At 65.3% G+C, this 21,499-nt stretch carries 17 protein-coding genes and 1 riboswitch; of the genes, 8 read left to right on the forward strand and 9 right to left on the reverse strand.

The genetic code is table 11. The features are described from left to right. Window positions 1–29: 29 nt before the first annotated feature. The 4 genes from DPM33_RS01820 to DPM33_RS01835 are packed head-to-tail and all read left to right on the forward strand — an operon-like array spanning window position 30 to window position 6,031. Window positions 30–1,442 carry a DUF5691 domain-containing protein gene (locus tag DPM33_RS01820; protein WP_245441960.1) on the forward strand — a complete coding sequence of 471 codons (1,413 nt, stop codon included), beginning with the start codon at window positions 30–32 and terminating at the stop codon, window positions 1,440–1,442. Window positions 1,443–1,461: 19 nt separating this feature from the next. Further along, window positions 1,462–2,541, forward strand: coding sequence for an ATP-binding protein (locus DPM33_RS01825; protein ID WP_112095179.1), 1,080 nt, complete (start codon window positions 1,462–1,464; stop codon window positions 2,539–2,541). 3 nt (window positions 2,542–2,544) lie between these two features. Beyond that, window positions 2,545–4,803 carry a DUF5682 family protein gene (locus tag DPM33_RS01830; RefSeq protein WP_112095180.1) on the forward strand — a complete coding sequence of 753 codons (2,259 nt, stop codon included), beginning with the start codon at window positions 2,545–2,547 and terminating at the stop codon, window positions 4,801–4,803. After that, a complete protein-coding gene (locus DPM33_RS01835; RefSeq protein WP_112095181.1) occupies window positions 4,796–6,031 on the forward strand; it encodes a VWA domain-containing protein in 1,236 nt (411 codons plus the stop codon). The genes DPM33_RS01830 and DPM33_RS01835 overlap by 8 nt, the downstream gene beginning before the upstream one ends. 64 nt (window positions 6,032–6,095) lie before the next feature. Here DPM33_RS01835 and fba read toward each other — a convergent pair whose 3' ends face one another. From fba to mtnK, 4 genes are all read right to left on the reverse strand, one after another. Further along, on the reverse strand, window positions 6,096–7,160 hold the full coding sequence (gene fba / locus DPM33_RS01840; RefSeq protein ID WP_112095182.1) for a class II fructose-bisphosphate aldolase: 1,065 nt from the start codon (window positions 7,158–7,160) through the stop codon (window positions 6,096–6,098). 151 nt (window positions 7,161–7,311) lie between these two features. Next, window positions 7,312–7,779: a 6,7-dimethyl-8-ribityllumazine synthase gene (locus DPM33_RS01845; protein ID WP_112095183.1), complete on the reverse strand. Its 468-nt coding sequence runs from the start codon at window positions 7,777–7,779 to the stop codon at window positions 7,312–7,314. Window positions 7,780–7,859: 80 nt separating this feature from the next. Next, window positions 7,860–8,004: riboswitch (FMN riboswitch) on the reverse strand. A gap of 300 nt (window positions 8,005–8,304) precedes the next feature. Next, window positions 8,305–9,399, reverse strand: a complete 1,095-nt coding sequence (gene mtnA / locus DPM33_RS01850) for an S-methyl-5-thioribose-1-phosphate isomerase (RefSeq protein WP_112095184.1) — start codon at window positions 9,397–9,399, stop codon at window positions 8,305–8,307. Continuing rightward, window positions 9,396–10,664: an S-methyl-5-thioribose kinase gene (gene mtnK / locus DPM33_RS01855; RefSeq protein WP_112095185.1), complete on the reverse strand. Its 1,269-nt coding sequence runs from the start codon at window positions 10,662–10,664 to the stop codon at window positions 9,396–9,398. The genes mtnA and mtnK overlap by 4 nt, the downstream gene beginning before the upstream one ends. A 138-nt stretch (window positions 10,665–10,802) precedes the next feature. Between mtnK and DPM33_RS01860 the strand changes: the two genes are divergently transcribed. From DPM33_RS01860 to DPM33_RS01870, 3 genes are all read left to right on the forward strand, one after another. Further along, on the forward strand, window positions 10,803–12,314 hold the full coding sequence (locus DPM33_RS01860; RefSeq protein WP_112095186.1) for a sugar ABC transporter ATP-binding protein: 1,512 nt from the start codon (window positions 10,803–10,805) through the stop codon (window positions 12,312–12,314). A gap of 69 nt (window positions 12,315–12,383) precedes the next feature. Then, window positions 12,384–13,379, forward strand: a complete 996-nt coding sequence (locus tag DPM33_RS01865; RefSeq protein WP_112095187.1) for an ABC transporter permease — start codon at window positions 12,384–12,386, stop codon at window positions 13,377–13,379. Window positions 13,380–13,418: 39 nt separating this feature from the next. Then, window positions 13,419–14,471, forward strand: coding sequence for a substrate-binding domain-containing protein (locus DPM33_RS01870; RefSeq protein WP_112095188.1), 1,053 nt, complete (start codon window positions 13,419–13,421; stop codon window positions 14,469–14,471). A gap of 74 nt (window positions 14,472–14,545) precedes the next feature. Here the strand turns inward: DPM33_RS01870 and DPM33_RS01875 are convergent, their stop codons facing one another. Continuing rightward, complete coding sequence (locus DPM33_RS01875; RefSeq protein ID WP_112095897.1) at window positions 14,546–14,782, reverse strand: DUF1127 domain-containing protein; 237 nt, start codon at window positions 14,780–14,782, stop codon at window positions 14,546–14,548. A gap of 134 nt (window positions 14,783–14,916) precedes the next feature. On the opposite strand from DPM33_RS01875, the gene DPM33_RS01880 reads away from it, so the two are divergent. Continuing rightward, window positions 14,917–16,425: a winged helix-turn-helix domain-containing tetratricopeptide repeat protein gene (locus DPM33_RS01880; protein WP_112095189.1), complete on the forward strand. Its 1,509-nt coding sequence runs from the start codon at window positions 14,917–14,919 to the stop codon at window positions 16,423–16,425. A gap of 37 nt (window positions 16,426–16,462) precedes the next feature. On the opposite strand, the gene DPM33_RS01885 is transcribed toward DPM33_RS01880, so the two are convergent. The 4 genes from DPM33_RS01885 to DPM33_RS01900 all read right to left on the reverse strand — a co-directional run bounded on the left by DPM33_RS01885 (window position 16,463) and on the right by DPM33_RS01900 (window position 21,480). Further along, window positions 16,463–17,527, reverse strand: a complete 1,065-nt coding sequence (locus tag DPM33_RS01885) for a D-alanine--D-alanine ligase family protein (RefSeq protein ID WP_425373461.1) — start codon at window positions 17,525–17,527, stop codon at window positions 16,463–16,465. An 18-nt stretch (window positions 17,528–17,545) separates the two neighbouring features. Continuing rightward, a complete protein-coding gene (locus DPM33_RS01890) occupies window positions 17,546–18,166 on the reverse strand; it encodes a C39 family peptidase (protein WP_112095191.1) in 621 nt (206 codons plus the stop codon). A 207-nt stretch (window positions 18,167–18,373) separates the two neighbouring features. Continuing rightward, a complete protein-coding gene (locus DPM33_RS01895) occupies window positions 18,374–20,428 on the reverse strand; it encodes a bifunctional aldolase/short-chain dehydrogenase (protein ID WP_112095192.1) in 2,055 nt (684 codons plus the stop codon). Window positions 20,429–20,514: 86 nt separating this feature from the next. Beyond that, the gene (locus DPM33_RS01900) at window positions 20,515–21,480 is read right to left on the reverse strand and encodes a sugar-binding transcriptional regulator (protein WP_112095193.1); all 966 of its coding nucleotides are present in this window, start codon (window positions 21,478–21,480) and stop codon (window positions 20,515–20,517) included. Window positions 21,481–21,499: the final 19 nt, after the last annotated feature.

Raw genomic sequence — 21,499 nt, forward strand, 5'->3', positions numbered from 1 at the left:
GCGAGCTCGATCAAGCCGGACTGGCGCGGTTGCGCGACGGCTGGATTTCGGGTGGCGCGGCTTTCGAGCTTGCGCCCGCCGAATGGAAGGAGGTCGCCTCGGCTGCCAGCCCCGACGAACAGGAGCGGCGGCTGTTGGCCATCGCCGCGCAGGCGCTTGATGTCGCGCTTCGCCCGGCCGCGCCGAAAACGTTGAAGCGGCGCCAGCCGCTGCCGGTTCTGGCCTTGCCGATGCTCCCTGAACGGCTACGGCCGTTGCTGCGTGCGGCGCTGAAATATGCAGCCGATGCGAGGCTCAAGACGCGCGTGGCCACGCTCGTCGCCAGCCGCGGCTTCGTCACCCATCCCATGGACTGGATGCCCGCCGCATCCGACCAAGCCGCCCCGGAGGTCTATGCCCCCTGGGTCGACTGGCAGGCTGGCGCGGATGGCGAAAAGCACTCCCGACGCGAACAGCTGACGGCGGAAACCTGGGATGATTTCTATCCCGCAGCGCGCCGCATTGCTTTGGCCGATTTGCGGCGCGCCGCGCCTGCTTTGGCAAGGACGCTGATTGAGACCAAAGGGGCAAGCGAACCGGCGGAGGTCAGGCTCGCCCTTATTGAACTCATGCGTGTCGGCTTGAGCGCCGACGACATTTCGTTCCTGAAAAGCCTCTCTGCCGATCGCTCGGGCAAGGTGCGGGAAATGGCGGGCCGGCTGCTGGCAAGGTTGGGGGAGCGTGGCAATCCAACGGATGCCGGGCCGCAAGATCCGACAGCCGAGCTGGCCGCTTTCATCGAGGAAGGCAAATCCGGCTTCCTTCGCCGCCGTACCACCTACGCACCGATAAAACTCAAGTCGCCCGCGCAACAGGCCCGTCGCGCCGACTTGTTCGCTTCCTGCTACTTCGGCGATCTCGTCGCCCGCTTCGGCAAGACAGAGCCTGATTTGATCGGCGCATGGCAGTTCGGCGTCGATGACAATGCCGATCGTTTTCTCGTTCTAATGGTCTCGGTGTCCGGCAGCGATGCGGCGGTGGCCTGTTTGGCGGATATGCTCGTCGCCGAAGGCGGCAAGCTGACGCTTCTCGTCCTCCAGCTCATGTTGCGTTTGGACAGCGGCAGGAAGCGTCTCCTGATCAGGCAGATCCTGAATGACGCGCAGAATCTGCACGCGCTCAACTTGGTCGAAGGCGCGGAGGCAGGCTGGCTGGAATGGGGCGACCTCGCAAACGGCAAGACGCTTTCGGCGCTGCGCTCCGCCGTCTCGGGTGACAACGACGTCATGAAACGAAGCGCCGAGCAGTATATCGAGGCCATAGGTTTTCTCGCCACGGCGGCGACGGCGGAGAAACTAATCGGCGACGTCGTCGCCGCCGGCCTGCCGCCCGCATCCCCATCGCTCGGCCTGTTGCGGCTCAACGCGGCGCTGGCCGAAAATCGTTCCCAATCCGACAGATGATCAATCCGGAGAAGATCGCATGAACGCAGCCATCCGCCTCCCGGCCGAGCAGGTCTATGCCGCCGAACTGCAGGCGCTCGCGCGCGGCGACGATCGCCAGAAGCCCGCCGGCTGGAGCCTGTCGCCCAAGGCCGTGCTGACCTATCTGATGGGCGGCAAGGCGAGCGACGGCACGGTGATTTCGCCGAAATATGTCGGACGCCGGCAATTGATGGAAACGGCGGTCGCCACGCTCGCGACCGACCGCGCGCTGCTTCTGCTCGGCGTCCCAGGGACGGCGAAATCCTGGGTCTCGGAACATCTCGCTGGCGCCATCATGGGCAATTCGACGCTGGTCGTGCAATGCACCGCCGGCACCGACGAGAACCAGATCCGTTATGGCTGGAATTATGCCCAGCTTTTGGCAAAGGGGCCGAGCCAGGAGGCGCTGGTGCCGACGCCGCTCTACCGCGCCATGCAGGACGGCAAGCTCTGCCGCTTGGAAGAATTGACGCGCATGGGCTCCGATGTGCAGGACACGCTGATCACCGTGCTGTCGGAAAAGATGATGCCGGTGCCGGAGCTGAACACCTCCATCTACGCGCAGCGCGGCTTCAACATCATCGCCACCGCCAACAACCGCGACAAGGGCGTCAACGAGCTCTCCTCGGCGCTGAAGCGGCGCTTCAACGTCGTGGTGCTGCCTTTGCCGGACGACATGGCGGAAGAAGTCTCGATCGTCTCCCGGCGCGTCGGCGAGATGGCCGGTGGGCTGGACCTGCCGGTGCCGAAGAATGTCGGCGAGGAGATCGCCCGCGTGCTCACCATTTTCCGCGAGCTGCGCTCGGGCGCGACCGCAGACGGCAAGGTGACTTTGAAGACGCCGTCCGGCTCGCTGTCCACCGCCGAGGCGATCGCCACGATGGTCAGCGGCCTCAGCCAGGCGGCATGGTTCGACGACGGCAAGTTGCATGCCGAAGGCCTAGCGCCGAGCCTTGTCGGCGCCATCGTCAAGGACCCGGTGCAGGACAAGGTCGTGCTCGAGGAATATCTGGAGACGGTGCTGAAGAAGCGGCCGGATTATGCCGGCTACTACGCGGCGCTCAATGCGGCCATCTGAGCCATGACGCAAGGCGGCATCAGCTATTTCGGCATTCGCCACCACGGGCCGGGCTCCGCCGAGAGCCTGGTCAAGGCGTTGCGGGAATTGCAGCCCTTCGCCGTGCTGATCGAAGGGCCGGTCGATGCCTCGCCGCTGCTGCCGCTGCTCGCCAGCCCCGACATGAAGCCGCCGGTGGCGCTGCTTTGCTATCCGGAGGACGATCCCGCCGCAACCAGCTTCTGGCCCTTCGCCGAATTCTCGCCGGAATATCAGGCTGCACTTTGGGCCGTCGCCAACGGGGCGGCGCTGCGCTTCATCGACCTGCCGTCCGCCGCACGGCTCGCCGAGCAGGCGCCTGAAGGGTCAGCGGACACTGAAGCAGCCGAGGCAGAAGTCACAGAAAAGCAGGCCGAGGAACCCACGCGCATCCAGGATCCGATCGGCACTTTGGCGCGCGCCGCCGGCTATGAGGACGGCGAGAGCTGGTGGTCGGACATCATCGAGCAGAATCCCGAACCCGGCCCGATCTTCGCGGCCATCGCCGACGCGATGACGACGCTGCGCGACGGCGAGGGCGCGATCGGCAAGTTCGAGGCGATGCGCGAGGCGCATATGCGGCTCGAGATCGCCGCCGCGCGGAAAGAATTCGAAGGCCCGCTGGCCGTCGTCTGCGGCGCCTGGCATGTGCCGGCCTTGCAGGCGGCGCACACGCAAAAGAGCGACCAGGCGCTGCTCAAGGGTATCGGCCGGCGCAAGACCACGATGACTTACGCGCCTTGGACCGGACCGCGCCTGGCGCTGGGCTACGGCTACGGCGCCGGCGTCGTCGCGCCCGGATGGTGCAAGCATCTGTGGCAGACGCGCGGGCAGGGCGACGCCTCGGTCCTGTGGCTCGCGCGCATCGCCTCGGTGCTTCGCGCCAAGGGCCACATGATCTCGACCGCCTCCCTGATCGAAGCGGAGCGTCTCGCCCGCGCGCTTGCCGCCATCCGCGAGCGGCCGAAGCCGGGCTTCGAGGAACTGCGCGATGCCTCGATCTCGGCCCTCTTCAACGGCGAGGCCCTGCTGTGGAAGATGGTCGAGGCCGAGCTGCTGCTCGGCGCCGATGTCGGCGAGATTCCGCCCGACACCCCGCTGGCGCCGCTGATCGACGACTTGCAGCGCAACCAGAAGGCGGCCCGGCTGAAGCCCGAGGCGCTGGAGCGGGAGCTTTCGGTCGACCTGCGCAGCGAGAGCGGGCTGTTTCGCTCGACATTGCTGCACCGGCTGAACGTGCTTGGCGTCAGCTGGGGCAGGCTGACGGATGTCGGCCGCAGCCGCGGCACGTTCCGCGAGCGCTGGATGCTGGCCTGGCAGCCGGAATATGCCGTCCGCCTGGTCGAGAACCTGGTCTACGGACCGACCATCGAGAAGGCCGCCAATGGCCGGCTGATCCAAATGATCGGCGCTGCCGCGACGCTCGATGCTCTGGCCACGCTGGTGCAAAGCGCGATCACGGCGGCATTGAGCGAAGCATCCGCCGCTGGCCTCGCGGCGCTCGAGGAAAAGGCGGCGCACAGCAGCGAGTGCCTGGAACTGCTGGCCTCGGTGCCGCCGCTGGCCGACATCATCCGCTACGGCGAAGCCCGCAAGACCGAGACGGAGCGCCTCGCCGGCCTGCTGGAACGGCTGATCATCGAGGGTTCCATCGCGCTGCCTTATGCGGCGCGCGATCTCGACGCGCAGGCCGCAGCCGCGCTGATGGCAGCACTGCGCAAGGCCGACGGGGCGATCAAGCTGGTCGAACCGGGCGAGCATGTCCTGGAGGCTTGGCGTAACGGACTGGCGGCCGTGCTCGATTCGTCGCGTTCCACGGCGCTGGTCGCCGGCTGCGCCGCGCATCTGCTCTACGAGGCCGGGCGACTCTCAGCGGATGAGACCGCCAACCTCCTGGCAAAGCGCCTGTCGCCGGGGACTCCCGTTCTCGATGCGGCTGCCTTCTTCGAAGGTTTCTTCAGCGGCGCCGGCCAGCGGCTGATCTACGACGAGGGTTTGCGTGGCGCCGTCGACGCCTGGCTGGCATCGCTCGACGAGGAGGCTTTCGTGGCGCATCTGCCGCTGCTGCGCCGCGTCTTCTCCAATCTCGACAGCATGGAGCGCCGCCGCCTGATCGAGGCCGTGCTCGGCAAGAGAGCGAGCCTGCCCGCCGGGCTCAAGCCCGCGCCGGACGGCGGCGAGGCATGGCGCAGGCATTTCGCTCTCCTCGGCAAGCTGCTTGCGGGGGAGGCCAGCCATGGTTGATGAAGCTACCGGGCCGAAGCTCGATCCGACGGGAGACAACAGGGAGCGCCGCTGGCGGCTGGCGATCGGCGCCGACGATGAGTCTTCATCCGCGCTGTCGGCCGAGGACCGGCGACTGTCGGCGGCGCTAGATGCGCTCTATGGCGACGGCAGCGGCGACACCGCCGGCGACCCGCGCAAGCGGCGTGGCGGGCTCGGCCGTTCGGCGCCGCGCGTCGCGCAATGGATGGGCGATATCCGATCGTTCTTCCCCGAGCAGGTCGTCCAGGTGGTGCAGAAGGACGCCTTCGAGCGGCTCAACCTGAAACAGATGCTGATGGAGCCGGAGTTCCTCAAGGCGATCGAGGCTGACGTCAATCTCGTCGCCGATCTGATCTCGCTGCGCTCGGCGATGCCGGACAAGACCAAGGATATCGCCCGCTCGATCATTGCCGACATCGTCGCCAAGCTGATGCAGCGCCTGGAGCAGAAGACCGCCGAGGCTATCCGCGGCGCGCTCGACAAGTCGCGGCGCACCAACCGGCCGCGCCAGCGCGACATCGACTGGCCGCGCACGATCACGGCCAACCTTCGCCACTACCAGCCGGACCACAAGACCGTGGTGCCGGAAAAGCTCGTCGGCTTCATGCGCCGCCAGCGCCGGCTGGTCGACCTCGACGAGGTGACGCTCTGCGTCGACCAGTCCGGCTCGATGGCAAGCTCGGTCATCTACGCCTCGATCTTCGCCGCGGTAATGGCCTCGCTACCGGTGGTGCGGACGAAACTCGTCTGCTTCGACACCGCGATCGTCGACTTGACCGAAGAGCTCAGCGATCCCGTCGAGGTGCTGTTTGGCGTCCAGCTCGGCGGCGGCACCGATATCAACCAGGCGGTCGCCTATTGCGCCGAACGCATCGAGCGGCGGACCAAGGCGCATTTCGTGCTGATCACCGATCTCTACGAAGGCGGCAACGGCAAGGAGCTCTTGCAAAGGCTGGCGACGCTCGTCCGTTCGGGCGTCAACGTCATCGTTCTCCTGGCGCTCACAGACCAAGGGCGTCCCGGCTACGATCCGTCGATGGCGGGGTCTGTCGCGGCGCTGGGCATTCCCGTCTTTGCCTGCACGCCCGACCATTTCCCGGACATGATGGCGGCCGCGCTGCGCCGCGAGGACATCGGCGCCTGGGCAGCTGGGGCCGACATCAAGCTGATCCGCGCCGACGCTGAAACGCCGAACGCCGCCGAATAGCCCTCGGCGGCGTTCGGGACGACTTTTGCGCGACCGGATGGCGACCGGTCGCATGGGGTGATGCTCAGCCGAATCTCGGGTCGAGGCTGCCCGACTTGTAGCGCTTGGCCATTTCCGAGACCGGCAGCGGCTTGATCTTCTGGGCGTTGCCGGCGGTGCCGAACTCCTCGAAGCGCTGCTTGCATAGCTTCCGCATCGCGGCCATCGCCGGCGTCAGATATTTGCGCGGATCGAACTCCGACGGGTTCTCGGTCAGCACCTTGCGGATAGCGCCGGTCAGCGCCATGCGGTTGTCGGTGTCGATGTTGATCTTGCGCACGCCATGCTTGATGCCGCGCTGGATCTCTTCCACCGGCACGCCCCAGGTCGGCTTCATCTGGCCGCCATATTTATTGATGATCTCCTGCAACTCCTCCGGCACCGAGGAGGAGCCGTGCATGACCAGATGCATGTTGGGCAGGCGGCGGTGGATCTCCTCGATCACGTTCATCGCCAGCACCGCGCCATCCGGCTTGCGCGAGAATTTATAGGCGCCGTGGCTGGTGCCCATGGCAACGGCCAGGGCATCGACATGCGTGTCCTTGACGAACTGCACGGCCTGTTCCGGGTCGGTCAAAAGCTGGTCGTGGCTGATCGCGCCTTCGACGCCGTGGCCGTCTTCCTGCTCGCCGCCGCCGCTCTCCAGCGAGCCGAGCACGCCGATCTCGCCTTCGACGGAAACGCCGCCCCAATGCGCCATGTCGACGACGCGGCGCGTGATGCCGGAATTATAGGCATAGTCGGCCGGCGACTTGCCGTCCTCCTTCAGCGAGCCGTCCATCATCACCGAGGTGAATCCGTACTGGATCGCGGTGACGCAGGTGGCTTCGTTGTTGCCGTGGTCGAGATGCATGCAGACCGGGATGTCGGGGTGGATCTCGACCAGCGCGTCGATCAGCTTGGCCAGCACCACGTCATTGGCGTAGGCGCGAGCGCCCCGGCTGGCCTGCAGGATGACCGGCGACTTGGTCTCCTCCGCCGCCTCCATGATCGCGAGGCCCTGTTCCATATTGTTCATGTTGAAGGCAGGCACGCCATAGCCATGTTCGGCGGCATGGTCGAGCAATTGTCTCAGTGTGATGCGAGCCAACGACTAGTCTCCATATCTGGTTCGAGCCTATGTTTGAAAAGGCCGCCTGGGTCTCGGGCGGCCCCGTTGCTTCTGGCCGGATTTCGAACCTACCGCAACCTTTTGCAGCCGCAATTCTTGTTGCAGCGCTGAAATCCGGTCTTTGGCAGGCCTAAGCAGCGATGCGTGCTCGTGCGGCGAGGATCTCGACGCAGGCCTTCGCCGCTTCCTTGCCCTTCACGATGAAATGCTCGTGGAAGAAGCGGTGATGCTCGACGCTATCGTGAAAATTGTGCGGCGTCAGCACGGCCGACAGCACCGGCACGCCGGTCGCAAGCTGCACGTTCATCATCCCGTCGATGACCGCGCTCGCCACGAAGTCGTGGCGATAGATGCCGCCATTGACGACGAAGGCAGTGCCGAGGATCGCGGCGTAACGGCCGGTCTCGGCCAAGGTCTTGGCGTGCAACGGGATCTCATAGGCGCCCGGCACGTCGAAGACGTCGACGGTGAAGCCACCGAGCGCGGCAAGCTCCGCCTCGAAGGCTTGCACGCATTGATCGACGATATCGGCGTGCCAGCGCGCGCGAATGACGGCAACGCGAACAGTCTCATAGTCTTTAGGGGAATGCTGATTCATGGGTCCTTCCTTCCGTTTCGAACCAGAATCAGGACGCACGACGCGAAAACGCGACCCGCGCGAGCGGATCGTCTTTTAGCGATCGTTCTCTTCCATCCGGACTTTAACCGTCGGCCCCGGAATCGCACCGGATCTGCTGACCCTCCCGTCGCCGGGAGGCGCTCGCGGGCTCGGGTCGAAACCCTTACCGCCGGTGGGGACTTTCACCCCGCCCTGAGAACATTAACGGGGGCAGGTATGGAGGGGGAGGCAGGCGCTGTCAATTGATGATTGGCGGATCTCCCCCCTCGTGGGGAGATGCCCGGCAGGGCAGAGGGGGGCGCGAAGGATCGCGGCGCCGCAAGATCAAGGTTCCTCGCCCCACGAGTGTGGGGAGAGGTGGCTCGGCGAAGCCGAGACGGAGAGGGGAGCGCCCTACGAAGGCCCCTCTCCGTCCGCTTCGCGGCCACCTCTCCCCGCCTTTGGCGGGGCGAGGAACCCAAGCACTGTAACGTCGGCGGGACGGCGCCCGCCTCTGTCCTGCCGTCACCCCCGCTCCGGGAACATCGCCTTCAGCCCCTCACGCGAGGCTTTCGCCACACCGCGCTCTGTGATGAGCCCGGTCACCAGCCTTGCCGGCGTCACGTCGAAGGCCGGGTTGGCGGCCGGCGTGGCATCCGGCGAGACGCGCACCTGTGCGATCTTGCCGTCCGCCGTCTTGCCCCAGACCAGCGACACCTCATCGCCGGAGCGCTCCTCGATCGGGATTTCGGCCAGCCCGTCGGTCACGGTCCAGTCGATGGTGGGCGAGGGCAGCGCGACGTAGAAGGGCACGTCATTGTCGGCTGCGGCCAGCGCCTTCAGATAGGTGCCGATCTTGTTGCAGACGTCGCCATTGGCGGTGGTGCGGTCTGTGCCGACGATGACCATGTCGATGTCGCCATGCTGCATCAGATGGCCGCCGGCATTGTCGACGATGAGCGTGTGCGGCACGCCGTGGCCGGCCATTTCCCAGGCGGTCAGCTGGGCGCCCTGGTTGCGCGGCCTGGTCTCGTCGACGTAGACATGCACGGGAATACCGGCCTCCGTCGCCAGATAGATCGGCGCGGTGGCGGTGCCGTAGTCGACCGTTGCCAGCCAGCCGGCATTGCAATGGGTGAGGATGTTGACGCTCTCGCCCTGCTGCTTGCGCGCCGCGATCTCTTTGATGATGGCAAGCCCGTTCTCACCGATGGCGCGATTTAAGCCCACATCCTCGTCGGCGATCTCGGCGGCGCGCCGGTAGGCGGCCTCGGCGCGCTCTTCGGGCGCCAGCGGCTTGAGGAAGCGCCGCATCTCGTCCAGTGCCCAACGCAGATTGATCGCTGTCGGCCGCGTCCTGTTGAGCGTTTCCCACACCGCGTCGAGCGCTTCGTCCGACGGATCGTCCTTCATCTGGATGGCGACGCCATAGGCTGCTGTGACGCCGATCAGCGGCGCGCCGCGCACCCACATGTCGCGGATGGCGGTGGCGACGCCTGCAACCGTTCCTATCGTCTCGACGCGGAACTCATGCGGCAGCCAGCGCTGGTCGATGATCTCGACCGACCGCTTGTCGTCGCTGAGCCAGATGGTGCGGTAGTGGCGTTCGCCGACGTTCAAATTCTGTTCTCCCGTTCGATCAGCGCGGCGAGATTGTTGACCTCGTCGATGCTGTGGATCTGGCGCCGGTTGACGGCGATATGGCGGCCGAAGCGCAAAGCCTTGGCCTCACATCTGGCGCGCAGGTCTTGATCGGCAATGGTTTCGAAATCGGCGTTATGGGCCAGCCCGAGGATGCGCCGGTGCACCTCGATGCCGGCGAAGCCGAGCAGGTCGGTCCAGATCGAATGCAGCATGTGATCGAGCGCCTGTTCGGCGCCGAGCAGATCGCCCTGATCCTCGAACAGGCTTTTCTGGTAGAGCATGCCGCTGCGCTCGGTGCGCCACAGATGCGAGAATTCGGCGCGGAAGGTTGCCCAGGTCTCGGCCGTGACGCCGAGCAGATAGGCGCGCATCGGCGCGCGGCTGCCCTTTTCCTCATGGCCGCGCTGCGAGAAGAAGGCCATCCAGAAATTGGCAAGCAGCATGCCGACGTCGAAGGCGATCGGGCCGTAGAAGGCGAACTCCGGATCGATCATCCGGGTCTCGGTGTCGGTGACCATGATCGAGCCCGAATGCAAATCGCCATGCAGCAGCGTCTCGGCATTGGCGGCGAAGAGATGCTTCAGCCGCTGTGCCTCCACCTTGAGGTCGCGGTCGGCGCGCAGTTCGGCCACCAGGCCGTCGAGCTGCGGGCTGGTGTGCCGGTTCATTTTGGCGTCGAAATAGGGATCGGAGAACACCAGGTTCTCGGTGATGTCGCAGAGCTCGACATTGTCGGCGAACAGCGCGAGATCGGCCTTGCGATCCTTTGCCGCCATCGCCAGGTCCGAACCGCGGAACAGCGTGCGGGCCATGAACAGGCCGATGTCGGGCGCGATATTCGGCAATTCGCGCCCGTCGATCAGCGCGCGCCTGAGGATGACGTGCGGCGGCGCCAGATACTCCATGACGATCAGCGCCTGGCTCTCGTCGAAATGATAGATCGCCGGCACCGAGCCGGGCGCCCGGCGCTCCTGCCTGGTAAGCGCATGATATTCGAAGAAGGAACGCTTGAGCGGCAGCGGCCAGCTGTCGCCGACCAGCCGCACATAGGGCAGTGCCTGTTTCACCACCGCCGCGCCCTGGTCGCCCTCGACGATGAAGACGAGGTTCAAATTGCCGTCGCCGACCTCGCGTACCTTCCAGCGGCCGGCATCCTTGCCGATGCGCTCGGTCAGCGCCGCGGTCCCGCCAAGGCGCTTCGGCAGTGTCTCCACCGACAATGCTTCGAACTTTCCGGTCATTCTCTCCCCTCCTGCGCGTGGTTTCCGACGATAGCGGAGCCACGGCGGCGAGGCCAAGCTAGGAAGCGCTCTGGCAAATGTCAATCGTGTTGACAATTGACGAATGAGCCCATAGCGTCACGGATCAGGGAGGAACGAATGGGCGCAGATGCCGTGTTCCGTGTGGAGGGCCTGAGGAAATCCTTTGGCCAGAACGAGGTGCTTGGCGGCATCTCGCTCGAACTGCATTCGGGCGAGGTCACAGTGCTGATGGGCGCCAACGGCGCCGGCAAATCCACCCTGGTCAAGATCGTCAGCGGCGTTTATTCGCACGGCGCCGGCTCCATGCAGCTCGCCGGCAAGGCGTTCGACCCGCAGACCCCCGCCGAAGCCATCCGCGCCGGCGTCGTCACCGTGCATCAGAACATCAATGATGGCGTGGTCGCCGATCTCGACGTCGCCACCAATCTGACGCTCGACCGGTTGAGCGGCAAGGGCGCGTCGATGCTGTTCAAGCCGCGCAACGTCCGCAGGGAGGCTAGGGCCGTCGCCGACCGTATGGGGCTGACAATAGACCTCAAGGCGCGAGTTGCCGACCTTGCCTTGGCCGATCGGCAGATGGTGGCGATCGCGCGCGCCATGGCTCACGAGCCCAAAGTGCTGATCCTCGACGAGCCGACCTCGTCGCTGTCGAGCGCCGAGGCCGATCGGCTGTTTTCGCTGATTGACCGGCTGCGCGGTCATGGTGTCGCCATCCTCTATATCTCGCATCGCATGTCCGATATCAGGCGCCTGGCCGACCGGATCGTGTCGATGCGCGACGGCGTTATCTCCGGCGCCTTCGACAAAAAGCCGCTCGATTACGAGGGCGCCGTCAACGCCATGCTCGGCCGCAAGATCCATCTCGACCGGGTCGTCGCCAGAAGCTCGGCTCGCGCTGTCTTCACGGCGGAAGCCCTAAGGATCGCGCATGGCGCAAAACCGATTTCGATGACGCTCGGCACCGGCGAGGTGGTGGCGATCACCGGCCTGGTCGGCGTCGGCAAGACGGCCTTGGCCGAAACGCTGTTCGGCGTGCGCAGGCCGCTCGCCGGCACCATGCATATGGACGGCAAGCCCTACGCGCCGGGTTCGGCGCGCGAGGCGATCGCCGCCGGCGTCTTCCTCGTCGCCAAGGATCGCGCGGCAAGCGGCATCGTCGGCGACTTCAACATCGAGCGCAACATCAGCCTGCCGTTCCTCAAGCGCATGTCGGGATTCGGGGTCATAAAGAAGCGCGCCGAGCGCGCTGTCGCACGCCGGCAGATCGACGAGCTCGGCATCGTTTGCCGGTCGGAGAAAGACGAATTGTCGGCGCTCTCCGGCGGCAACCAGCAGAAGGTGATGGTGGCGCGCTGGATGTCGCAGGCCTCGCGCCTGTTCATCCTCGACGAGCCGTTCCAGGGCGTCGACATCTCGGCGCGGCGCGACATCGCCGCCAAGCTCAGGGCCAGCGCCGACGGCCGCGCCACGCTGATCTTCGTCACCGAGATCGATGAGGCGCTGGAGACCGCCGACCGCATCCTGGTGATGTCGGAACAGACCATCGTCGGCGAGCATAGGAACGCCGATATCGACCTCGACCGGCTGCTGGCGGAAGTGGCCGGCGGACCGCTGAACAGCGCCCCATGAAGGTCGAGAAATTGCAGGGAGTGGATTGGGAATGCGTTTGAGTTTGAATGCCGCGCGGCGGGGCGCTGGGTGATGTTGCGCGACCACGCCATCCGCTACGGCTTCATCGTCCTGCTGGTCGGGCTGATCGCTTATTTCGCGGTCGCCGCCGACGGTTTTGTCTCGCCGCAGAGCGCGGTCTTCATCTTCCAGTCGGTGGCCATCACCGGCGTGCTGGCGCTCGGCGTCACCGCGACGCTGGTCGTCGGCGGCTTCGATCTGTCGATCGGCTCGGTCGCGACCAGCGCCATGATGGCGGCCTCCTACGCCATGGTGGTGCTGGAGCAGAACGCCATCGTCGCCGTCATCGCCTGCCTGGTCATCGGCGTCATCGTCGGCCTGATCAATGGCTGGCTGATCGTCTATATGCGCGTGCCCGATCTTCTGGCCACACTCGGCATGATGTTCCTGCTGCTCGGCCTGCAGCGCATCCCGACCGAGGGCCGCTCGATCGCCACCGGCATGACCATGCCCGACGGTTCGGTCGCCAACGGCAAGTTCTCGGAAGCCTTCCTGGCGCTCGGCCGCCACCGCATCGACTTCTTCATTCCGAACCTGATCCCGGTCTCGGTGGTGGTGCTGGTGGTGCTTGCGGTGCTGATCTGGTTCTTCCTCGAATACACCCGCTTCGGCCGCATGATGTATGCCGTCGGCAGCAACGAACGCGCCGCCGAACTCGCCGGCGCGCCTGTCAAGGCATACAAAATCTGGGCCTATGTGATTTCGGGAGTTTTTGCCTCGATCGGCGGGATTTTGCTCGCCGCCCGGCTTGGACGCGGCGACATCGCCTCGGGTAATAATCTGTTGCTCGACGCGGTGGCGGCGGCGCTCATCGGCTACGCGGTGCTTGGCGCTGCCAAGCCCAACGCCTTCGGCACCGCCGTCGGCGCGGTGTTCGTCGGCGTCCTGCTGCAGGGCCTGACGATGATGAACGCTCCTTACTACACGCAGGATTTCGTCAAGGGCGCGGTGCTCGTCGTCGCCCTTGTCTTCACCTTCGCCCTTTCCGGCAGGGGCAAGAGATAGTTTCGACCGGGGTATTGAGACAAAACGGAGGAAAACAAAGTGAGCATCACAAGAAGACTTTTGGGGAAGGCGGCGCTCGGCCTCGCCGGCGCGGCGCTGCTGATGCAGGGAACCGCATCGGCGGCGGACAGACCGGCGCCGTTCGACAAGCCCGGCGTCAAGATCGCGCTGGTGCGCTATCTGTCAACCGGTGACTTCTTCCAGGCCTATCTGTCGGGCGTCGAGGCGCAGGCCAAGGCGCTCGGCGTCGACCTGCGCGTGCTGGACAGCCGCCAGGATGCGGCGCTCCAGGCCGACATGGTCGACCAGGCCATCGCGCTCGGCGTGCAAGGCATCATCATCCAGCACGGCCTGACGGAATCGATGAAGGACGCCGCTCAGCGCGCTGTCGACGCCGGCATCAAGGTCGTCGCCTTCGACGTCAATGTCGAGAACCCGAAGATCCCGCAGATCGAACAGTCGGACAAAGACCTGGCCAAGCTCGCGCTCGAGCAGGCCGTCAAGGACAATGGCGAGAGCTGGAAGGCCGGCTATGTCTATGTCGCCGGCATCGCCCCGCTCGACCGCCGCAACGAAACCTGGGTGGACGTGAAGAAGAAATTTTCGGGCATCAGCGAGGTCGCCATGTTCGGCACGCTCGACAACCCGATCGCCAACTCCGTCGCCAACCAGGCGCGCTCGGTGCTGCAGGCGCATCCCGATATCAAGGTGATGTTCGCTCCCTATGACGAGTTCGCCAAGGGCGTGAAGATCGCCGTCGACGAGGCCGGCCTGAACAAGGGCATCAAGATCTACTCGGCCGACATCTCGACCTCGGACATCGCCGCAATGCGCGAGCCGGACAGCGCCTGGGCGGCGACCGCCGCCACCAACCCGGCCGTCGTCGGCCAGGTCTCGGTGCGCGCGCTGGCGCAGCTTCTCGCCGGCGAGGATCCTGGCCACAACGTCATCGTACCGCCGACGCTGATCACCCAGAAGGAGCTGATCGACAAGGACATCAAGAACATGGAAGACCTGTCGGCCAGGCTGCCGCAGTTCGCCCATGCCGATGTCGCGATGCCGGCCTGGATGCCGAACCCGAACGCCAAGTAAGGTTAGGGCAGTTGCAAACGAAGAGAGCGGTCCGATGGGCCGCTCTTTGTCTTTCCAAGGCGACTGTTGCGGCCTCATCGCTGCCAGAAGGGCAGCTTGGCGATTTCGGCCTCGACCTCTTTCTTTGTCAGCCCGATATCGTCGATCAGATGCGGATTGTCCCTCGCCATCCGCTTGAGCTCGAAGCGGAAATAGGTCTGCCTGCGGTGCTCCGCGATGAGGCTGCGCAGAACCGCGAGGCTGTAGCGCCGGCGGCCCGTGTGCATTGCCGGTGCCGCCAGACAAGTGGAAGACGCAAAGCTGTCGTTCATGGCAACCTCCATCGAATGAGGGTTCCGAAAACCCTCGACCTGATTGAGATTGCAGTGTGCCGCAGGCGGCCGGCGGCGTAATTAAGCCCTCCCAAATAGTTCTCAAAACTTCCAAATCCGCTATAGATCGCCGCATGCAGGGATCGCGCTTTGCCTTTGGACCGTTCGTGTTTGATCCTGGCGCGGGAACGCTGCTCCGGGGCGACGTTCCCGTTGCCGCCGGTCACCGCGGGCTGAAGCTGCTCGAGGCGCTGGTCGGGCGTCCGGGCGAAATCCTGGCCAAGGCCGAGCTGATGGATGCGGCGTGGCCCGGCACCGTCGTCGAGGAAGGAAATCTCACCGTCCAGATCGCGCAGCTTAGAAAGCTGCTTGGCTCGACGGCCGATGGCGGCGAGTGGATCGCCACGGTTCCGCGCGTCGGCTACCGCTTCACCAGCGTCGTCGAAAAACTCGACGGCACGCAGCAAAGGCCTCTGCCGCTGCCGGACAAGCCGTCGATCGCCGTGCTGCCCTTCGCGGCCTTCAGCAGCGATCCCGAGCAGGAGTCCTTCGCGGACGGCCTGACCGAGGATCTGATCACCGACCTCTCCAGGATGGGCGGCCTGTTCGTCATCGCCCGCAACTCGGTGTTTGCCTACAAGGGCAAGGCCATGGATGTGCGCATGATCGCGAAGGACCTCGGCGTGCGCTACCTCCTGGAAGGCAGCGCGAGGCGCGCCGCCGGGCGCGTGCGCGTCAACGCCCAGCTGGTCGACGCCTTAAGCGGCGAGCATCTGTGGGCGGAACGCTTCGATCGCGGCCTGGAAGATATCTTCGCCGTCCAGGACGCGGTCACTGCCAGGATCGTCGAAGCGCTGCTCGGCCGGCTGCGCGCGCCGCCGGCCCGCAATCGGCCGCGCAATCTGGAAGCCTATGATCTCTGCGTGCGGGCTCGCAAATCATTCGACGAGTCGCCGCAGATGGCGCGCGAAGCCCATCTGATGCTGACGCGCGCGATCTCCCTCGATCCGGACTACGCCGAGGCCCATCGCTGGCTGGCAATGAACCACTGGATGAGTTGGGTGCATTGGGGCGAGCCGTTCGAGCCTGCGCGCAGCATCTCCCTGGAACTGGCGCGCAAGGCCGTGGCGATCGATCCCAACGATGCCGGCTGCCGCTGGGTGCTGGCCAATTTGCTTGCCTATGAACGCGATTTCGACCAGTCGGACGTGGAATTCGCCAAGGCGATCGAGCTCGACCCGAACGAGGCCGACATCTGGGCGACATTGTCCGATATCGACGTGCTTGGCGGGCGGATAGACGAGGGCCTGGAGCACATTCGCAAGGCGTTCCGGCTGAATCCGTTTCCGCCGAGCTGGTATTACCTGACGCTCGGCCAGGCGCAGTATGCTGCCCACGACTACGAGTCCGCCGTCGAGACGCTGCGCCGCGACGAAACCTATCGCACCAGCTCACGCCGGTTCCTGGCGGCAGCCCTTGCTCAGCTCGGCCGCCTCGACGAGGCTCGCACGGAAGTTGCCCTGTTCCTTGTCGGCAATCCGCATTTCTCCACGCAGCGCTGGGTCGACACCGAGCCGTTCCGCGACGACTCGACACTCACGCATTTCGTCGACGGCTTCCGCAAGGCCGGCCTGCCGGCGTGACGGGCTGACCTGAGCGGTTGGTCGCTTAGCCCCGGCCTCAGCGGCCGGCGCGCGCCAGCCCATGCGCCACCAGGCGGTCGATGAGCTCCGGGTAGCTGACGCCGCTTGCCGTCATGGCCTTGGCGTACATGCTGATGTTGGTGAAGCCGGGAATGGTGTTCAGCTCGTTGATCAGGAAACTCGTGTCCGGCATCAGGAAGAAGTCGACGCGGGCCATGCCGTCGCAGCCGAGCGCCCGGAACGCCCTTGCGGCCATACCGCGCATGGCCTCCTCGACCTCCGGCGGCAAGTCCGCCGGCACGATCAAGGCCGCGCCATTCTCGTCGATATACTTGGCGTTGTAGTTGTAGAAACCATGGCTTTCCGCCGGCACGATCTCGCCTGGACGCGAGACGAAGAGTTCGCCTTTAGGGCTTTCCAGCACGCTGTACTCGATCTCGCGGCCACGAACGAATTCTTCCGCCAGCAGCTTGCGGTCGTGCTGGAAGGCTTCCGTCAGCGCGCGATCGAATTCCTGGCTGGCGTTGACCTTGGCGACGCCGACGGACGAGCCCTGCCGCGCCGGCTTGATGAATATCGGCAGGCCGAGTTGGTCTTCCAGTTCGGCGAGCGAAGGCGCCGCACCCTCGTCGATCGTCACCGAGCGTGCGACGGGCACTCCTGCCGCCTTCAGCAGCCGCTTGGCGATGTCCTTGTCGAGGGCGGTCGCCGAACCGAGGATGCCGCAGCCGGCGAGCGGCATGCGCGCCACTTCGGCCAACCCCTGCACCGCTCCGTCCTCGCCATGCAGCCCGTGCAGCACCGGAAACAAGATATCGATGGCGGGCAGTTCGTGGGCAGCGCCGCTGGCGGGGAGCGCCAGCATCCGCCCACGGCCACCCGGCACCAGGCAAAGCTGCGTGCCGGCCGACGGTGTCGCCAGCACACCGCGTTCGAAACTGCTGAGCAGCCATTGCCCTTCGCGGGTGACGAAGATCGGAACGGCGTCGTATTTCGCCGGATCCAGCGCGGCCATGACGTTGGTCGCCGAAAGCAGCGATACCTCGTGCTCGGCGGAGCGCCCGCCGAACAGCACACCGATACGCAGTCGATTCGCGGCCATGGATATCTCCAGGAATGATCAGAGTTGGAAATCGACGGTGATGCCGCGATTTGCGAAAAAGCGGTCGAAGCTGACGAGCGGCAGCGCGACGTCTGCCTGGCTAGGCCGATCATGGCCGGACGGGTTATGAAAACGGATCGTCTCGGGCAAGGCCGCCGTCACCAACACCAGATGCCCGCCCTTCGATGGCGGCTCGCGCCCCGGCCAGCGGATGCTGCTGCTGACGGACGCGATGAAGAACCGATGCTTCGACAGCAATGCGGGAAGGGCGGCAATGTCGACATTCGTCATCACCTGCGCCGCCAACCCGAAGCGCTCGGCCACGAAGGTTACGAACGGGGCGTAGATCAATCCCTTGATCGAACCGTCGACCTCGTTGACGACATAGCCGCCATAAGCCATGCAGGCGCGGGCGAGCTCTAGCGTCGGGTGGATATCGCCGCGCGCGGCAAGGATCATCTTCAGGCAGGCCATGCCGCAGACATTGACCGCCCAGCGCGCATAGTCCTCGATCGTCTCGGCGCCGGAGTTGCGCCACAGCGGATCGCGGTGGAGCGCCGACGGTCCCTCCGCCAGAACCGGCAAGGTCATGCCGGGCGATTCCCACTGGCTGAAAAAAGGCACTTCCCTGGATTGCATGCAAACTCCGCCTTGCGCCTGGATATGAGACGCAAGTCACCCCCTAAAGCTGCGCAAACAATAAGCGGAGCATTGGAGCGGGATTTTGATCGGTTAGCGCAGTTTTCCAGCAGAAGCCGCGAAACGGCTTGCTGTCCGGAAACGCATCAACACGAAGAGGCGGTCCATCGTTGCGAGAAACGACGAACCGCTCCAAGTTCTACGCCGTCAGCGCAACGCCGCCGCGATGTTGCCGCCATCCACCGTCGTCACGTTGGCGGTGGTGCGTTCGGCCAGCGCCTGATGCAGGAAGGCCTGCGCCACGTCGTCGGCCGTCACTTCCTGCCCGAGCAGGTTGCCGGACATGTATTCCTTCTCCGAGACGCCGCGCGCGCCGGAACGGCTGGCGATCATCGCATCGGTCAACAGGCCCGAGCGGATTCGGTCGGCATTGACCGCGTTGGAGCGGATGCCGTCAGCGCCATAGTCCAGCGCATATTGCCTGGATAGGAACAGGGTCGCCGCCTTCGGGATGCCGTATGCGCCGAACTTTGGCCCGGGATTGATCGCCTGCTTGGAGGTGTTGAAAAGCAGCACGCCGCCGGTGCCCTGTTCCAGCATGATGCGCACCGCGTTCTGCGCCGCCGACTGGTGGGCGAAGAAGTTGAGCTCGAAGCTCTTGCGCAGTGCGGCGTCATCCAACTCGCCGATGCGGCCTTCCCAGGCGGCGCCCGCATTCGAAACCAGAATGTCGACGCCGCCATAGACGGCGACCGCTCTGTCGAAGGCGGCGCGCATTTCGGCCGGATTGGTGATGTCGGCGCCGACGCCGATCGAGTTGTTGCCGGCCGCCTTCGCAGCGCCCGCGGCCTTGGCCGGGTCGAGGTCGACGATCACCGCATGCGCGCCGTTGGCGGCGAACAGTTTCGCCGTCGCGGCGCCGATGGCGCCAGCGCCGCCGGTGATCAGCACCACCTGGCCGGTCAGCGGCTTCGGCTTGTTGGAGGCAAGCTTGGCCTGCTCCAGCGACCAGTATTCGAGCGGGAAGAGATCGGCCTTGGAGAGCGGATGGAAATTGCCGACGGCTTCGGCGCCACGCACCGCCTCGATCCACATCTCGCCGACATCCGAGGCGATCTTCGCGTCCTTCAGCGTGCGGCCATGGCCGAACATGCCGAGGCCCGGCACCAGCGTCAGGCGCGGCATCGGGTCGAGCATGGTGCGCTTGACGTCGTCCAGCGCGTCATTGGTCTCGAAATAGGCGGTGTAGTCCTTGACGAAAGCCTCGACATGGCTGCGCACCACGGCCTTGTAGTCGCCGAGCTTGTCGGCGTCGGGCGCCGGCACCGCCATCGGCCCGGTCTTGATGCGGATCGACAGGTCCGGCGTCGACACGCCGCGGCCGGCATAATCGGCGATCTTCGCCGAATTGATGAAATCGACGATCGCGTCCGAGGTACGGAAGTCGCTGATCATGCGGTCGAAGCGGCCTTCGCCGCGCGCCACGGCGACGGCGCCGCGCAATGTCGGCGCGATGTCGCTCGGCTTGCCAAGCTTAGCCGGCAGCGCAGCCTTGGCCGCTCCTGGCTTGCCGTTCCTGGCGACATAATCCTCGGCCACGTTCACGTAATGGATCATGCGGTCGTAGGCCTGCCTGGCATCGTCGCCGAAGGTGAAGATGCCGTGCTTGTCGAGGATCAGGCCCTCGACTTGTCGGTCGGCGTCGAACACTTCCGCTGCCACCTTGGCGAGGTCGAAGCCCGGCTTGATGTAGGGCACGTAGCCCATTTTGTCGCCGAACACGGTCTTGATCAGCGGTTTGCTGTCTTCCTGGTCGACGATGGCGAGGATCGCCGTCGAATGCGTGTGGTCGACGAAACGGTGCGGCAGGAAAGCATGCAGCAGCGTCTCGACCGACGGGTTGGGCGAGGCGGGGTCGATGAGGTTGGAGCGCTGCAGCGCCACCATGTCCTCGTCGGAGAGCCTATCCAGCCCACGCGCCTTGAGCAGCGCGCCCATCTTCACCGCCGGCAGGCCTTGCGGCTCGATGACTGCCATGTCCCAGCCGCTCCCCTTGACGCAGAGCACGTCCCATTCGTCACCGACCAGGTCGGTGGCCCTGGTCTTGCAGGAGGTGTTGCCGCCGCCATGCAGCACCAGGCGCGGCTCGCCGCCGAGCAGGCGGGTCGTATAGACGCGCAGCGCAAGGTCGCGGCCGACGCCTTTCTTCGCATAGTCCGCAACCATCTTTTCCGCGTCGGCGTCATTCCAAAGGTTCTGCATGTCGTTCCGTCCGGTTTCAGTCTTTTTTTGCTCATGAACAGAAAGCCGCGACGTCTTGATGACAGAAGCGGCGAGGGGTGGTCTCTCTAGGATGCTTTTTTGCCGGCTTCGCCCGCGCGCTCGAGAAGGCGTGCGGCCATATGCGCGCCGATCACCAGATGCGTGCAGAGCCCACCGGCGATCGCTGAAAGCAGCGGCTCGAATTTGCTGTCTTCCTGCACCACCATCAGCCGTTTTTCGATGGCGCGCAGCGAGGCGAGCTCGGCGGAAATGACGCGCCGGTTGTAGCTGCAATCCAGCGCTTCGCCCTTGGCGTCGATGATCTGCCCGGCAATGACGCCGGCCGCGCCTTCCTCGCGCAGCGCCGCCATCTCGGCCGGCGCCAGCGCGCCGCATTTGACCAGATGGCTGTCGGCATCGACCGCGCCGACGGAATAGAGCGCGAGATCGCAGTCGGCGACGCCGGCGAGCTGGTCGCGGATCACCGGTTCGGCGCGCAGGCCTTGCGCCAGTTCCTCGGTGGAGAGCACCAGCGGCGCGTAGAAATTAAGGCCCTTGGCATTCAGCCGCCGCGCGATCTCCATCGTGCATTGGTCAGGCCGGTAGGAATAGGGCGCGCCGAGATTGCCGCAGAGTTGCACCACGGTGACGTCCTGCAGGTCGGCATAGGACATGATGTCGGCGATCGTGTAGACGGTGCGGCCCCAGGCGACGCCGATGCGGTCGCCTTTCCTGACGAGCTCCAGGAAGACGCTCGCCGCCAGCACCGCGATATCGGTCGAGGGATCGGCGAGATAGGCATTTTCCGGCGCGATCCAGACGGCGTCGAGCTTGAAGGCGTCCTCCAGCCGGCGCGCCATGACGTCGTCGGTGAAAAGCTGCGTCGAGGTCGAGATGTTGACGATGCCGGTCTCGCGCGCCTTGCGCAGATACATGGCCACCGAAGCGCGCGAAATGTTGAGCTGGCTCGCCACCTCGTCCTGGCGCAGGCCATGGGCATAGTAAAGCCAGGCGGCCTTGTGGATGAGCTGTTCTGCCGGTCGGATCGCCATGCCGCCTCCTGGGCTGACA

The sequence above is a fragment of the Mesorhizobium hawassense genome, from assembly GCF_003289945.1.
GTDB lineage: Bacteria > Pseudomonadota > Alphaproteobacteria > Rhizobiales > Rhizobiaceae > Mesorhizobium > Mesorhizobium hawassense.